The sequence below is a fragment of the Streptomyces sp. R11 genome, from assembly GCF_041051905.1.
In the GTDB taxonomy this organism is placed as follows: Bacteria; Actinomycetota; Actinomycetes; order Streptomycetales; family Streptomycetaceae; genus Streptomyces.
In genome coordinates this window covers 3,965,596-3,979,851 of record NZ_CP163432.1, presented here as the reverse complement: position 1 = coordinate 3,979,851, position 14,256 = coordinate 3,965,596, and the positions used below count along the sequence as shown (strand labels likewise).

General features: G+C 67.3%; 19 protein-coding genes and 1 pseudogene. 7 read left to right on the top strand and 13 right to left on the bottom strand.

From position 1 onward, the window contains the following. Positions 1 to 19: 19 nt before the first annotated feature. The gene (locus AB5J55_RS18080) at positions 20 to 586 is read right to left on the bottom strand and encodes an ABATE domain-containing protein (protein ID WP_369271682.1); all 567 of its coding nucleotides are present in this window, start codon (positions 584 to 586) and stop codon (positions 20 to 22) included. 107 nt (positions 587 to 693) lie between these two features. Here AB5J55_RS18080 and AB5J55_RS18075 point away from each other — a divergent pair, with 107 nt between their 5' ends. Both AB5J55_RS18075 and AB5J55_RS18070 read left to right on the top strand, forming a co-directional pair. Further along, a complete protein-coding gene (locus AB5J55_RS18075) occupies positions 694 to 1,566 on the top strand; it encodes an alpha/beta fold hydrolase (RefSeq protein ID WP_369271681.1) in 873 nt (290 codons plus the stop codon). Positions 1,567 to 1,787: 221 nt separating this feature from the next. Further along, a complete protein-coding gene (locus AB5J55_RS18070) occupies positions 1,788 to 2,693 on the top strand; it encodes a hypothetical protein (RefSeq protein ID WP_369271680.1) in 906 nt (301 codons plus the stop codon). Positions 2,694 to 2,700: 7 nt separating this feature from the next. Here AB5J55_RS18070 and AB5J55_RS18065 read toward each other — a convergent pair whose 3' ends face one another. The 6 genes from AB5J55_RS18065 to AB5J55_RS18040 form a co-directional block, all read right to left on the bottom strand. Continuing rightward, positions 2,701 to 2,904, bottom strand: a complete 204-nt coding sequence (locus AB5J55_RS18065; RefSeq protein ID WP_369271679.1) for a hypothetical protein — start codon at positions 2,902 to 2,904, stop codon at positions 2,701 to 2,703. Between the two features lie 48 nt (positions 2,905 to 2,952). Continuing rightward, positions 2,953 to 3,174, bottom strand: a complete 222-nt coding sequence (locus AB5J55_RS18060; protein WP_328881042.1) for a hypothetical protein — start codon at positions 3,172 to 3,174, stop codon at positions 2,953 to 2,955. Positions 3,175 to 3,639: 465 nt separating this feature from the next. Continuing rightward, positions 3,640 to 4,881 (bottom strand): PP2C family protein-serine/threonine phosphatase, encoded by a 1,242-nt coding sequence (locus AB5J55_RS18055; RefSeq protein ID WP_369271678.1) that lies wholly within the window; start codon positions 4,879 to 4,881, stop codon positions 3,640 to 3,642. 400 nt (positions 4,882 to 5,281) lie between these two features. Beyond that, the gene (locus AB5J55_RS18050) at positions 5,282 to 5,584 is read right to left on the bottom strand and encodes a hypothetical protein (RefSeq protein WP_369271677.1); all 303 of its coding nucleotides are present in this window, start codon (positions 5,582 to 5,584) and stop codon (positions 5,282 to 5,284) included. A 121-nt stretch (positions 5,585 to 5,705) separates the two neighbouring features. Then, positions 5,706 to 5,972 (bottom strand): hypothetical protein, encoded by a 267-nt coding sequence (locus AB5J55_RS18045; RefSeq protein WP_369271676.1) that lies wholly within the window; start codon positions 5,970 to 5,972, stop codon positions 5,706 to 5,708. A gap of 347 nt (positions 5,973 to 6,319) precedes the next feature. Then, positions 6,320 to 6,523: a hypothetical protein gene (locus tag AB5J55_RS18040; protein WP_369271675.1), complete on the bottom strand. Its 204-nt coding sequence runs from the start codon at positions 6,521 to 6,523 to the stop codon at positions 6,320 to 6,322. A gap of 814 nt (positions 6,524 to 7,337) precedes the next feature. Between AB5J55_RS18040 and AB5J55_RS18035 the strand changes: the two genes are divergently transcribed. Continuing rightward, positions 7,338 to 8,105 (top strand): hypothetical protein, encoded by a 768-nt coding sequence (locus tag AB5J55_RS18035; protein ID WP_369271674.1) that lies wholly within the window; start codon positions 7,338 to 7,340, stop codon positions 8,103 to 8,105. Between the two features lie 184 nt (positions 8,106 to 8,289). Further along, positions 8,290 to 8,478 (top strand): annotated as a pseudogene (locus AB5J55_RS18030) (DUF6000 family protein); the annotation flags it as partial. Positions 8,479 to 8,695: 217 nt separating this feature from the next. Here the strand turns inward: AB5J55_RS18030 and AB5J55_RS18025 are convergent. Further along, on the bottom strand, positions 8,696 to 9,463 hold the full coding sequence (locus AB5J55_RS18025; RefSeq protein ID WP_369271673.1) for a transposase: 768 nt from the start codon (positions 9,461 to 9,463) through the stop codon (positions 8,696 to 8,698). Between the two features lie 108 nt (positions 9,464 to 9,571). Here AB5J55_RS18025 and AB5J55_RS18020 point away from each other — a divergent pair, with 108 nt between their 5' ends. Beyond that, a complete protein-coding gene (locus AB5J55_RS18020; protein ID WP_369271672.1) occupies positions 9,572 to 10,087 on the top strand; it encodes a hypothetical protein in 516 nt (171 codons plus the stop codon). Between the two features lie 246 nt (positions 10,088 to 10,333). On the opposite strand, the gene AB5J55_RS18015 is transcribed toward AB5J55_RS18020, so the two are convergent. The 4 genes from AB5J55_RS18015 to AB5J55_RS18000 form a co-directional block, all read right to left on the bottom strand. Further along, positions 10,334 to 11,104 carry a transposase family protein gene (locus tag AB5J55_RS18015; RefSeq protein ID WP_369268656.1) on the bottom strand — a complete coding sequence of 257 codons (771 nt, stop codon included), beginning with the start codon at positions 11,102 to 11,104 and terminating at the stop codon, positions 10,334 to 10,336. A gap of 429 nt (positions 11,105 to 11,533) precedes the next feature. Then, positions 11,534 to 11,866, bottom strand: coding sequence for a hypothetical protein (locus AB5J55_RS18010; protein WP_369271671.1), 333 nt, complete (start codon positions 11,864 to 11,866; stop codon positions 11,534 to 11,536). A 358-nt stretch (positions 11,867 to 12,224) separates the two neighbouring features. Beyond that, positions 12,225 to 12,944, bottom strand: a complete 720-nt coding sequence (locus AB5J55_RS18005) for a hypothetical protein (protein WP_369271670.1) — start codon at positions 12,942 to 12,944, stop codon at positions 12,225 to 12,227. 109 nt (positions 12,945 to 13,053) lie between these two features. Beyond that, complete coding sequence (locus tag AB5J55_RS18000; protein WP_369271669.1) at positions 13,054 to 13,218, bottom strand: hypothetical protein; 165 nt, start codon at positions 13,216 to 13,218, stop codon at positions 13,054 to 13,056. On the opposite strand from AB5J55_RS18000, the gene AB5J55_RS17995 reads away from it, so the two are divergent. Continuing rightward, a complete protein-coding gene (locus AB5J55_RS17995) occupies positions 13,189 to 13,395 on the top strand; it encodes a DUF6000 family protein (protein ID WP_369276220.1) in 207 nt (68 codons plus the stop codon). The two genes, AB5J55_RS18000 and AB5J55_RS17995, sit on opposite strands and share 30 nt — an antisense overlap. Further along, positions 13,340 to 13,729 carry a TSUP family transporter gene (locus AB5J55_RS17990; protein ID WP_369271668.1) on the top strand — a complete coding sequence of 130 codons (390 nt, stop codon included), beginning with the start codon at positions 13,340 to 13,342 and terminating at the stop codon, positions 13,727 to 13,729. Before AB5J55_RS17995 ends, AB5J55_RS17990 begins: the two co-directional genes overlap by 56 nt. Before the next feature lie 72 nt (positions 13,730 to 13,801). On the opposite strand, the gene AB5J55_RS17985 is transcribed toward AB5J55_RS17990, so the two are convergent. Beyond that, positions 13,802 to 14,179, bottom strand: coding sequence for an ArsR/SmtB family transcription factor (locus tag AB5J55_RS17985; RefSeq protein ID WP_369271667.1), 378 nt, complete (start codon positions 14,177 to 14,179; stop codon positions 13,802 to 13,804). Positions 14,180 to 14,256: the final 77 nt, after the last annotated feature.

The window sequence follows — 14,256 nt, the reverse complement described above, 5'->3', positions numbered from 1 at the left end:
TTGCTCCGGCTTCGGTCGCCTAGCCGGTCTTGTGGCGCTGGTAGTGGCGGGCGACGCGCATCCGGTTGCCGCAGCGGGCGGCCGAGCACCAGCGGCGGCGCGGATGGGTGGGAAGGAAGACCATCACGCAGTCGTCGGCCTCGCATTTCCGGATCCTGGCGACCGCCGGATCGGCCAGCAGCTCGGCGGCAGCCTCCGCGAGGCAGGCGGCCAGCCGCAGCCCCGGCGCCCCCTCTCGCCGCCGCGTGGCGACCACCGCCGACCCGTCCCACGCCAGCTCGTGGATCGCGGGCGCGGCCCGCTGCGCGTCATTGAGCGCCGCCACGTCCGCGGCCGGGGGCTGCTCGCCCCGGCGGACGTGATCGAGGGCGCGGGCGGTGTGCTCCCGTACGGCGAGCACCGCGGCCAGGTCGGCGGCGGTGACTCCGGTGCCTTCCTGCGGTACGGCCTCCGGGAGGCGGTCGTCCTGGAGCTCCCACCAGGCCCGCAGGTCGCGCGGCGTGGTCAGCAGGTCGCCGACGGCCGTGCGGGTGTTGACCAGGTCCAGGGCCAGGGGTTCTCCGGTCAGCGGTTGGGGATCGCTCATAGGGCTAATGCTACATGAGCAGGTTGACGCGTTAGTCGACTCAGGGTTATACCGGAGCTGTAACTAATGCATCCACCGCCGAAGAAGCAATTAGGAAGGGGTCAGGCGTGCTTGCTGCAACCGCCCGCACCGTCCATCGCCACCTGGAGATCGAGGGGGTCCGCGTCTTCTACCGGGAGTCCCTCCCCGACCGCACCGACGCCCCCGTACTGCTCCTCCTGCACGGCTTTCCATCCGGCTCCCACCAGTTCCGCGGCCTCATCGACACGCTCGGCGCGGACTACCGGCTGATCGCCCCGGACTACCCCGGCTCCGGCCACACGCAGGCCCCCGACGACTTCACTTACTCGTTCGACAGGCTCGCCGACATCACCGAGGCCTTCGTCCAGCGCCTGGGCCTGGACCGCTTCGTGATGTACGTCTTCGACTTCGGCGCCCCCGTGGGCTTCCGTATCGCCGAACGCCACCCCGAGTGGATAGCGGGACTGGTGGTCCAGAACGGCAACGCGTACGAGGAGGGCCTCTCGGAGATGGCCCGCGACCTGCTCAGCCTGACCCCGCAGACGCCCGGCGCCCACGACGCCATCCAGGACATGCTCACCCTCCAGACCACCCGCGGTCAGTACGAGACCGGCGTCGCCACCCCCGACCTGGTCGCCCCGGACGGCTGGACCCTCGACCAGCACTTCCTGGACCAGCCGGGCCGCAAGGACGCCCAGCAGGCCCTGCTCTTCGACTACCACTCCAACGTCGAGCGCTACGACACCTGGCACGCCTGGCTGCGCCGCCACACCCCGCCCACCCTCATCACCTGGGGAGCCCGCGACCCCTTCTTCACCGAGTTGGGCGCCCGCGCCTACCTCCGCGACCTCCCCGACGCCGAACTCCACCTCCTCGACACCGGCCACTTCGCTCTGGAGACCCACCTGGGGGAGATCGCCCCGCTGATCGCGGACTTCGCGGACCGCGCCTGGAAGTGAGGTGACCGGGCCGGTCGTGCCGGTGCCGGCCGTGCCCGGTGCCCGCCATGCCGGCGCCCGTCATGCCTGGTGCCTGCCATGCGCGTGTCTGCGATGCCCGTGCCCGCCGTTCGACCGTTGCCGCAAATAGGCGCTAAAGGTGCGAAAATCGACACGGGTCTCTGTTGACCTCTGTGACGTGGCGAGGGGCGCAGGGAGGAGGGACGCAGGGAGGGATGCCGATGGACCGGGACCGGGACGTGGACCTGGACGCTGTCGCCGACGAGCTGTACGGCCTGCGACCGGAGGAGTTCATCCCCACCCGCGCCGCACGGGCGGCCGCAGCGCGCACGTCCGGTGACCGTGCCCTGGCAACCGAGATCGGCAAGCTACGCCGCCCGAGCCTGTCGGCCTGGGCCAGCAACCTCCTGGTCCGCGAGCGCCGCAGCGAGGTCGAGCCGCTGCTCCGCCTCGGCGAAGGCCTCAGGCAGGCCCACCAGGACCTGGACGGGGCGCAGCTGCGCGAGCTCGGCCGACAGCAACGGATCCTGATCGGCGAGCTGTCCCGGCAGGCCGGACAACTCGCCGCTCAGGCGGGCCACCCGATCAGCGACGCCGCCCGCCACGAGGTCGAGAGCACCCTGCACGCCGCCCTCGCGGACCCCGAGGCGGCCCGCGCATGGGCGAGCGGCAGACTCACCAAGCCCTTCAGTTCGGCGACGGACTTCCCGGCGGTGACGGCCCCCGCGACCGCCCGCCGTACCCCACCGTCTCCGACCGCTGAGTCCCGCACTCGGCGGCCCACCCCTCGCGACACCAAGGCCGACAAGGAACACCGCCGCCGCCTCGCCCAGGCCCGCAAGGCCGCCGACAAGGCCGCACGAGAACTCCGGGCTCAGGAAGACGAGACGGCAACCGCAACCCGCCAGGCCTTCGCAGCGAAGAAGCACCTCGACGAGACGCAACAGCGCGTCACCGAACTGACCGCCGAGCTACAACACGCCAAAACCGAACACCAACGGGCCCGCACCGCCGAACAGGAGGCCCGCAACGAGGCCCGCACAGCCGACCGCCGGCTTCGCGAGGTTCGGCGGCGGGCGGAGGGAGCTGCGGGTGAGGTGGAGGGGCTGGAGGCGGAGAGCCCGTGAAGCGCTGTTAAGCCGCCTTGGGCCCGGTGGCACGCGTGCCCGAGGCGGGCTCCTGTGCGTCGTCGAGCGGGAAGCTCTCGTCTTCCCCGAAGTCCGGGGCCTGGAAGGGGTTGGTCGCCGGAGGCGGCGATGCCGCGTCGGAACGGCGGGGCTGCCCTTCCGGAGCGGAGAACAGCGAGGTCAGTTCGATGAGAGGTCTCTCCTTCGTCACAGGTCCCTGCGGGGGACCTGCTGTGCCGTGTCCGGGCACAGAGCGGTACTACAGCTTGGTCATCTTGGCGTACGGGCTCAAGATCCGTATCGGCGTGGATCCGAAATCGACGAGCGCGGCGATTCCGGCCTCGATACCGATCACACGACCGAGGCCGTACATGTCGTGGGTGACCTTGTCGCCCACTGCGAAGTGCTTGGGTGCAGGCGCGACCGGGGCCTTGAAGGGGCTGGTGGGCAAGTGACGCTTCGGAGCAGCAGGCTTTGTCATCGGACCCAGTATGCGCCTACGAGCAACCCCTTCGCTGCCCCTGTCCACGTCCAATGCCCGGCACGGACGCGGACGGGAGCGATCACCTTTCGGATGAGATGGAGCTCAATGCCGCTGACCAGGGGATTCATCTGGTGAGGCCCTCTGGAGTCGCTCGCCCCCAAGAATCAGCGGCCAGTCGGGTCACGCCCGAATCGTGTAGATCAGCGCCGGGCGCCGGTGCCCGGCCGCGAAGCCCGGGTGCAGTGGGGAAGCCCGGATACAGACCCAGGCCAAGCCCGGCCCACGCGGGGCTGTCGTCCAGGCGCGCCGATCCGCCCGACGGACGGAAGCTCCTCTGAGCTGGTGCATCTCTGTGCCCCCGGCAGGCTTCGAACCTGCGGTACCCGTTTCGGGAGTGAGGCTGGGGAGGGGCGCCCGTCCGGTCCGTAGCTCTACAGAGACGGGTCATTGGATATAGCGGGCTCAATCGAGGGCGGCGAGATGATCGGCGTCGCCGCCCCGCCACTCGATGAGGAAGATGGTCGCGTCGTCGCTCGTGCTGCCGCCACGTTCCTGCTTCAGGGCGTGGGAGAGCGCCCGCACCACCGCCCGTACTTCGGTGCGGTCGCGGAGGACGCGGTTGGTCCACTCGATGAGCTGCTCCTCACCGAACTGTTCCCCGCCGGTCTGGTGCTCCTCGATCAGGCCGTCGGTGAAGCACAGCAGCCGGTCCCCGGGTTGCAGCATCCGCTCGCTGACCATCGGCGTCTCACCGCCGAAGCCGACCGGCAAGGTCGTCGGGCTCTCCAGTCGGTCCACCACAGCGCGGTCGCGGATCAGGAACGGAGCCGGGTGGCCGGCGTTGACCCAATGCAGCCTGCCTGTGGCGATGTTCAGAAACATCATCTGTGCGGTGACGAAGTGGTCGTGGCCGAACTGCTCATTGATGGCCCTGTCCATGAACGCGTACACCTGGGACAGGTCCGTATGGGCCCGTCGCGTGTGGCGATAGGCGCCGATGGCCACCGTCGCCATGGTCGCCGCGTCCAGCCCGTGGCCCATCGCGTCGATCATGGCCACGTGAAGGATGTCGCCGTTGAGGGCGTAGTCGAAGCTGTCGCCGGCCACGTCGTAGGCGGGCTCCAGGATTCCGGCCACCTCAACCTGCGGAACAGTCATCGAGAGCGGGGGCAGCAACGACCACTGGATCTCCGCGGCCACGCTCATCGGGGCGCTGCGACGGGTCTGGAAGAACAGGTCGGTGTAGGCGTCCTTGGTGACGATCATGTCCGCGACCAGACCGGCGAGTCTGCGGAGCAACCGCCGGTCGTCGTCATCGACGTCGTCCAGAGTGACGGCCATCGCGCCGATCTGGTCGCTGCCGTCCAGCAGCGGCAGGTACATCCGCACACTGCCGTCCTGCGGCACCTCCACCGCTCTGCGGCTCAGGAACGCCTCGCCGGCCGGGGAGTCCTCGACCGGCTCGGGGCTGCCGACCCTCAGCCTCCGGCCCGGCAGCGGCACCAGCAGCACCTGTTCGTAGTCCTGCAGGAGGATGGAGACGTCCCGCCCCCCGACTCTGGCCACCTCTTCCGCGACGAGTGGGGCGATCAACTCCGGCGGCATCTCGTGCGCCCGGTCCAGCAGCACACCCAGCAGTCGTTCGCCAAACCCCTCCGACCGGTCCACCCCGCTCCGGTCCGGCTTCCGCCCACCGTCCGTCATCGCTGTTCTGTTTCCCTTCGTCCCGGAGGGATGGGGCGCTCAATGGGCGGCTCTGTCCATAGGGTGTTTGCCCGGTGTCCCGGCTCGCGGTGCCCCGAGGCAACGAGCATGTCGCCCCCAAACGCCCGCCGCCACAAGAGGCTTGGGGCGAGGGGACATGGCTCCGGGAGGCCCTCCTCGCTCTCCAGCAGGCGCTACGTAGCACCCGTGCATGCCCGAAGCCGGGTGCTGCGCGTCCATGGACCAGCGACAGCGGACTTCCCGGCCGGCGTGAGGGAAGGTGAGGGCCCGTAACGGTCGTCAGCCAAGGGGGCGCAGCGTGGCGCGCCGGGGTCCTCGCACGGCGACGAAGGCCCGGGCCCTGGCACGGGAGAGCGGACGGAGTTCGCTGGCGCGGGCGTCAGGCAGCACCGCTGACGCCCGGGGCGACGAAGCGCCTGTGCAGCGGGAAGAACTCCGGCTGGGGGTCGCTCTTCACCCCCAGTTCGCCCTTGAGTACAGGTTCGATCCGGCTGGCGATGAACCGGGCGAAGTGCTCCTCCGACTCCCAGATGTCGAGCACGTGGAAGCCATCGGCCGCGAACCACGCCACGTGCAGCACGCACCCGTCCGGGGACTCCTCTTCCCAGCGCACCCGCTTGCGCACCGCGTCGTACAACTCGGGCGTGATCTCGGGCCAGACGAAAGTCATCACGACTGCCATGAAGGTGCCTCTCAATAGCCGCGCCGCGCTGCCCTCTGCGCGGGGCGCGCACGACGACGCTAAGTAGCTCGGGCCTACCAGGCACTTCGGGGCGGGCCATTCGTGCAACACCCGCGCACCTTTACCGCTGCTGTCGTGAATGCCGCTTCGGCCGTCGACGCACAGTGAAGGCGCAGGCCAGCATGCCGAGGCCCCAGGCGATCAAAAGGGCACCCCACAGCGGCATGGTCACCTTCGGGATGAGAAGGCGGATCTCGACGCTCGCGCTGTTCTCGAAGATGAAGACCAGAGCGATCGCGGTGATCAGAGCGAACGGTATGAGGCGGCGGACACCGGGGCGGGAAAAGAACGGCGTGTGAGCCTTGTGGTCTGCGCTGGTCTCGGCCATGGGGTGCCTTTCCATCACGTACCCCCGCACCCAGCGTCCCCTTTCACCACGTGGCGCGCCACCGAAGGCGCCGCGCGGATCGCACGGTGCTGGGTCAGCCGGAATACGGAGCACAAGAGACCGTGACCTGGCCTGCCGCCGCCGTCCTCACCGCCCTCGCCGCTGTGGGCGAATCTGCACTGTCTGCAGGGCGGTCGCAGCATTAGTGGCACGCGTGTTGCTCGGACCGCACGCCACAGCAGAACCAGACACACCGCCTGCTCGATCGGGCACGCAAGGGGAACGCCGGCCCTTCTCCCGGCTTTCCGGGTGGGACCCCGTGCCGGCCCGATCGAGCCCATTCGGTCTCAGGTGGTCGACAGCGGCTGTCGCGCTGATACGGCCCTTACTGCCGAGCCCGAGACGAGTACTCCTGACAGGGCGATCAGGCTGGTCAGGATGTCCTGGATCTGCGTCGTCGGGACATAGACGATCACGATGACGATGAGCAGGGCCGCCCAGTCCCTCGGGCGAGCGATTGACAGTACGGAGCGGGTCGGAGTCACACTCATAGCGGTACCTCCTGGTACTCAGTGCCCGCCCCACCGATCTTGCCGCCAAGCCCGTTCGGTGGTGCGGGCCTCCTGCTTGAGACCCATAGTGGCGCCTCTTTTGTCAGGACCTATGTTGGGCGCATCGGACTAGGCTCACGGTCCCTCGGATGGGTGATGCGAGTTTTTCGCATCGAGTGGCGCGATCACCCAAGGCATTGCCCGGGGGGGCGGATTCAGATGTGCAACTCGGGGGGAATCCCGTCCAGCGCAGCCCGGTTGGCAGGTGACGCATGGCCTGCGGTTCCCGAAGCCGGGCTGGAAGCGATCTCGCAGAAGTACGCCTACCTCACGCCGACGGTCAATTGCCGGGACCTCTACCAGGACGAACCGTCGCAGGACCACACCGTCCACGTTCACGCCCGAGACCGGAACGGCGACCAGATCGCCCGCGTCCACTGGCTCGCCGGTCAAGTGGGTGGCCGATTCACGGGCAGGGTGGAGTTGGCGCCGCTGCAACCCTCTGCCCGCAGCTTGACGGCAGTCCCATGGATCGACGAGTTGGTCAGCGGGTGTCTCACAGAAGCGCCCGCCTGATCAGCCAGCGGGTGTGAGACCTTCCTGTCGCCCGTAGTCGAGGGCGTACGGCGCTCGAACGCCTCCTGCGAACACAAGCCCGCAGCCGCCTACGCCTTGCGATGCATCGGACAAGGGGGTCGGGGTCCGCACTCCGACGTCGGCTGAGCTGCGCGGGTGCCCTATTCTCGCCCCATCTGCCATGCCTGCGGCCGGGGGGGAATCACGGCCGGGGCAGGCCCGAACCAATTGGGGATTCATGCGCATGAAATCCATAGGTGCCGTCCTGACCGGCGCCCTGGCGCTTTCCGCCTCCGCCGTCACCGCCCCGGCCGCCTACGCGACGGAGACCGGCGTGGTGATCCAGAAGCTGTCCGTGAACGGCGGCAAGCCCATCGTCCTCGGCACCTCCCAGAGCGAGTCGTTCACCATCTCGGTGACCGCCTCGGACGACTCTGGCATCAGCAAGGACCTCGCGTTCCTCCAGATCGACCGGGAGGTCGGCGACGACTACTGGTCGTACCACGGCGCCCCGACCTGCACCGCGGTCAATGCCACCACCTCCACCTGCAAGCTCACCTTCAAGCTCGACTCGGGCTGGGGCGTGCCCCGCAACACCCTCGCGGGCAGGTGGGACGTGACCGTCCAACTCCAGTCCAAGGACGGCGACCTCTACAACAACGGCGGCGCCACCAAGCACTCGGTCCTGCGGCGGGGCACACTCAGTGTCAATGCCGGTCCCGAGCCGGTCGCCAAGGGCAAGGCGATCACGGTCACGGGCAAGCTGGCCCGCGCCAACTGGGACAAGCGCGTCTACGCGGGCTACACCAACCAGCCCGTGAAGCTGCAGTTCCGCAAGGCGGGCACCACGACCTACACGACCCTGAAGACGGTCTACACCAACTCGACAGGCAACCTGTCGACGAAGGTCACGGCAGCGGCAGACGGCTACTGGCGCTGGTCCTTCGCAGGCACGTCCACCACTTCGGCGGTCAGCGCCACAGGCGACTTCGTCGACGTGCGCTGAGAGCCACAGCCGTCACACCTGCAGTCAAAAGGCCCCGGCCCATGATCGGTCCGGGGCCTTTCGGCTGGTGCCCCCGGCAGGATTCGAACCCGCGACACCCGCTTTAGGAGTTCGACCCCATTCTGCTCCGGCAGAATGGCTGTCGGTCATCGTCAGTTGCTGCGATTGCTGTACCTCGCTCGCTACGGCCGCCTGGCTCATCGCCGTTGCCCACAGGACCGAATTCCGTGAACGCCTCGGCGAACTCCTGCTCGCCAGCGAAGGACCTTACGCAGGGCAGGCATACTGCGTAGCTCTTGCCACCTTCGGCGCCTCCGCAGACGCTGGCCTCCTGGTCGCCTACCTCGACCGCTACCTGCTGCGCCCCGACCTCTGCTAAAGGCTGTTGCACAACGCCTGGTCGATCTTCCGGGTCTCCTTCATGCGGCGTTCCAAGACGGCAGGAAGGCATGCATATTCGGGCAGTTGACCTTGCTGTCGGTGGCTGGATCTGAGCGAGATCGCCGTTGTGCAACAGCCTTTAAAGGTTGTCCCGTAAGTGATCTTCGAGTTGGTGCGGGCGGGCTCGGCTGCCATGCGAAGGTCGTTGCCTATCCGGTGAGGACGAGGTTGTGCAGTCGGGCGATGCCGAGCATGGCGAGATGGACGCCGTCGCCCTTGAGGCGGCAGTCGCGCAAGATCTTCCAGCCCTTCATTCGGGCGAAGGTGTGCTCGACGCGGGCGCGAACTCGCTTGTGGGACCGGTTGTGTTCCCTCTTCCAGGCTGGCAGGTCGCTCCCCTTTTCGCGTCGGTGTGGGATGACCAGGCTGGTCCCCTGGTAGCCGCCGTCGGCGATCGTCATGGTGGTACCGACAGCAGCCTTAGCTCCGGACTCTTCCCAACCGCGAGAGTCATTCCGGTTCCCGGGCAAGGGCCGACCGACCACGACGACCAGGCGCGTGTCGGCGTCGATGACGACCTGGTGGGCTGTGGAGTAGCGATAGTTCTTGGACTGCTCGGCAATCGTGCGGTCGCGGGTCGGCACCATGGTTCCGTCCACGATGAGCACAGTGTCCTTACGGAACCGCCTTCGCTGCCGGAGTGCCAACAGCGGACCGAGGTGGTCGATGATCCGGTCTGCGGCCGACTGGGAAATCCCGAACAACGGTCCCAGCTGTCGCATCGTCAAGTTCGTGCGCCAGTATGCCGTGACCAGCAGGACTCGGTCCTCCAGCGGCAGGCTCCAGGGACGCCCGCGCTGTCGATCTGCAACTTGCTGGCGTCTTACCTCGGCTACCAGCTTGGCGAAGCAGCGCGGGGTCAGCCCGGTGAAGGGCTCTATCCAGGACGGCATCGACGCCGTGATCACACCAGCCACAAAGTGATCGTTTCACTTTGGAGAAGCAGCTAACGACAGGCTGTAGATCACGAAGCGGAGACCAACGCGTTGGTGTCACATAGGCGTTGATCAGTCCAGAATCGTGTCATGGCCGAAGACGACCGCCATGAGAAGGCAGCACGTTCATTCCTGTCCTGCGCCGCCGAAGTGGCTCGACTGCTAGACCTGGGGACCGGGGCAGACATGCCGGAAGATCGCCGTGCTCGGCACCTGGCACATGCGGTCCGCAAGCCGCTGCTGGAGAGCGCCGGCCTGTCTGAGGAGTTCTTCGCCCCGCTCATGGCCGCAGCTGTCTACGACCCGGACCCCAGCTTCTGCCGCTGGTTCGTCGAGCCGGCGGTTTACGCATTCGGGCGCCGTCGGGTCCTGACGGCACTGCTCGGCTATCTCCGGACGGGCACGGAAGCGGAGCGAGCAGGCGCCAAGCGGGCGTGGTACTGCGCCCACGTGCCGCTACGTGCAGATCGATCCCCGGCCTATGCACCCGACGGGAGTCGTGATCCAGCCCTGGATGAAACCCGCGACGTCGCGGACGAGTGGCGTCAGGCTACCGACGCCCAGCAGCGCGAATTGGCCGCCACACGGGACTGCAACGAATCCTGACACCGCGCAGGAGGGTTGCGGGACAGCCTTTAAAGGGTGTTGCACAAGGGCCGGGAAGATCGGGCAGCAGCTCGCAAGCAAGATCAATGTGCGCTGCCAGTCGGCAGGAAACCGGACAAAGCGAAGAGTCTGGCAGGCCGGATCATGGCGGGAATCTAGCGGTCACGCCGTTGTGCAACACCCTTTAAAGGGTGTTGCACAAGGCCGTGTTTGGGCAGGTCAGGGCGTGTGACTGCGGTCTTCTGGTCATGATGCGAGGGCGAGGTTGTGCATGTGGGCGACGGCTTGGACGGCGTGGTGGAGGCCGTCGCCGTGCTGTCGGCAGTCGCGGAGGATCTTGTGGTTCTTCATGCGTCCGATCACATGCTCCACCCGGGCACGCACCTTGCGGTGGGCGGCGTTGTCCGCTTCCTCGCCTGCCAGCAGGGGCCGGCGCGGGCGTTTGCGGTGCGGCACGACCATCCCACAGTTGAGGTAGGCGCCGTCGCCCAGGACGGTCACGCCCTGGCAGTGCTGGGCCAGGCCGGAAGCGCGCCAGGCGTGGGCGTCTGCCGTGGTGCCCGGTGCCGGTCGGGCCGCTGCGATCACGAGGCGGGTGTCGGCGTCGACGATGACCTGCACGTTCGCGGAGAAGCGGTAGTTGCGGCTGGACGCGCCGACCTTGCGGTCGCGGACCGGGATCAGGGTGCCGTCCACGATCCACAACCGGTCCGCGGCGTCGGCAGGGCGGGAGACGGGTTCCAGTGCGAGCAGCGGACCGAGACGTTGGATCACCCGGCACACGGTGGACGAGGACACTCCGAACAGCGGTCCTAGTTGCCGCATGGTCAGGTTCGTCCGGTAGTACACCGCGACCAGCAGCACCCGCTCCGCCAGCGGCAGGCTCCACGGCCGGCCCTGCATCGTGCCGTTGCCACCGCGCTCCCGCACTGCCTTGAGCAACCGCGAAAACTGCGTCAAGCGCAGCCCCGTGAACGTCTCCACCCACACCCGTTCAGCCCTCAACACCCCAGCCATACAACGGAGATGCCCTGATCACGGCCTTGTGCAACACCCTTTAGTCGAAGAGAGTGACAGCGAACGGGAGAACCGCAGTTCCTGGGCCGTTTCGAAGTCCGACAGCCTGTGCAGGGCCTGCAAGATGATCGTGGCGGAAGCAGGGTCTGTGGCGGCACGTTCGGGCGTCCGTTCGTCGACGGATACGTGTCCGCGGACATCTCAGCCGGGAAGAGCTCGCTACGATGCTCGGTCGGGAACGCGAACACGCCCCCGGCCGGGACCAGATCCCGTCAGGTCTCCCACACGTTTGGCCCGACCATCTCGCCGACCCACTCGCCTATGGCCACATGACGAGTCTGGCCCTGCCGCTCACGTGGCAGGGCCATAACCCAAGATCTTCATCGACCGTCTAGGGGGCTTTTGATGGATCTGGGTGTTCCGGGACGCTCAGCCGCCGTACTCGATGGCCGCGCCGCCGACGCCGGTGCTCAACGGGCCGCAGCCGATACTGACAGTGGTGGTCCCGCCCGGCGTCACGTAGTACCAATTCGAGTAAGCGTCCGGGGACCAGCCGCAGATGGCGTGTACGGAGAACGCATGCAGCTGCGTCCCGGGGTTGAAGCACTCGCCGTAGGCGCGATTGTCCGCGACCCAGGCCCTGCACTGCAGCACATTTCCCTCCGCGGCCGCCGCGGGTGAGGCGGTCACAAGACCGGTTCCGCCAGCGAGAGCGATCCCCGCTGCTCCGGTGACGAGTGCGCGTTTCCAGAGGATCTTCATGTCCTGCCCTTCTGTTCCGCCCTGTGCCGGGCGTCCTGCGCGAAAGGCTAGGAGACAGGCAGGCGGGAGGGACCCTGACAGATGTCAGGGCTCCCGAGCATGGACACGGCGAGGCCCGGTGTGCTGCGCACGATGGTCACGGCAGTCCTCGAGAAACGCTCCCCTCGCGCACAGGCCGAGGGGATGGGGGTGAAGGAGAGCGAGGGCTGAGCCTTTCGGGCCAGGACGTGGCTGCGTGCTGCTCGCTGCCACCCGCCCAGATCGTCATCCGGTAGACCCGCGGGCGGAGCCCTTCACAGCGTGATCATGGCATCACACTGGCCGAGGAGAGGCGATCACCCCTCCGTGGAGATCGCGGTCAAAAGGGCGGTCCGCTGCTGCAGCCGCCCGCCCACAGATCTGCGTCTTGATCGTCAGGCAGCACATCTGTGCCTTCTCCCCAGGACTTGAGACCACGGCCAGCAATGAAGCGATACGAACGGTTGTCGCTGGAGACCAACACATCACGGACCAGCGGCGTAAGAAGGGCACGCTGCTGAACGAGCTCCGGGGCGTCCAGGAGCGAAACAGCCGCAGCAATGGCCGCTTCCTGAACAGCAAGGTCTGGAGCGTGGAGGAAAGCAGAGACAGCCTGGAAGAGCCTGGGACGCAGTGCCCGGACCTGGACGGACTCTGGATGCTCCTCCAGGCAAAGCCCCACATCTGCCATTTTCGCCTCTGCCTCGCTGTCGACCTCGATGGCCACCGACGTCACCCAGGCCAACAAGGCAGCGCGCAGCGGAAGGGCTTGGCCGTCACGGTCGGCTACAACGGTGCCCGTGCGCGGGTCGCTGAGGATCGCCGCCACATACAGTGCCGCAGGCACGGTCGCGGAGTAGATAGTGTTCTGGTGATGCACCGGGTCGTTGAGGTGCCGCAGAGCCCTGGCCTGCGCGCCGGCGTCGTCCGCCAACAGTCCGGCCAGCAGAGCAGGGGTTCCTGCGGCCGACCCACAGGCATGCTCGAGCAAAGCCCAGTCGGCCCCCGCCAACAGATCCCATGGGTTTGGCAGCAGATCGTCAGCATCCGTGATCGTCACACGTTGAGTATGGCTGTTGCTCCCACGCCTGCCCCTGCCACCTCATGCGCATTGCGGGACAAGCCTTAAAGGCTGTTGCACAACGCCTGGTCGATCTTCCGGGTCTCCTTCATGCGGCGTTCCAAGACGGCAGGAAGGCATGCATATTCGGGCAGTTGACCTTGCTGTCGGTGGCTGGATCTGAGCGAGATCGCCGTTGTGCAACACCCTTTAGGACCGGGCAGCCGCCCTTGGCACGCTTCTCCTGCTCGATGCCAGGATCGGTGCCGACCATGCGGCCCGATTCCTCACGCCGGGCGGCCTCTGGCAGCAGTGGATCAACGGACCGCCTACCAAGGACTGCGGCGCTCCCGAGAGCTACCGGAAGTTCATCGGTCAGCTCTGCGCTTTCGTCGATGAGAGCGCCAGACACTGCACGGCCTACGACGATGGCCTTGAAGAATCAGGGTGATCGCCGCTCAGCACCATCAGCTTGGGGAGTTGCTGTCAGGATCGGAGTGGTGGCGGCGATCATGGGCGTGGCCGGGGGTGAATTGCTGATCCCGACGATCGTCCTGCTGTTCGCGGTGGACATCAAAACGGCAGGCAGCCTGTCACTGCTGGTGTCCTTGCCGACCATGCTGGTGGCTTTCGCCCGCTACAGCCGTGACGGCAGCTTCGCGGTGCTGGGCGCCAACCTTCGCTTCACCTTGGTCATGGCCGCAGGCTCGATCGCAGGCGCGATGCTGGGTGGGCTGTTGCTCGGCGTGTTCCGGACCTGGTCCTCATTCCCGCCCTGGCCCTGATCTTGCTCATCTCCGCGGCCAAACTGGTCCGTCACGACTGAGCCTGCGACATCGCCCCTGCGTTACCGCAGCTCAGGCGGCTGGCGCGGCCTTGATCAGCAGCTGCCCCATCGCCGCGAGGACCGTCGGCTCGACTCGGTAGTACACCCAGGTGCCGCGCCGCTCGGAGGTGAGCAGCCCGGCTTCCTTGAGCTTCTTCAGGTGGTGGGAGACGGTCGGCTGGGAGACGCCCACGTCGGAGATGTCACACACGCATGCCTCGCCGCCCTCGTGCGAGGCCACAGCCGAGAAAAGCCGAAGCCGCACCGGGTCGCCGAGCGCCTTGAACATCCGTGCAGCCGTCTCGGCCTCCTCCGCGGTGAAGGGGCGCTCGGTGACCGGTGGGCAGCACGCCGCCACAGCCTCGCCGGGGGCGGGTTCCAACAGCGGCAGCACCTTCGCATTCGACATGCATCTATGTTGACACATGTCGAACTAGTGATGCGAGGGTCGGAAGTCTCAGGTCCTGGAGGTGGCGTGTCCCGAGC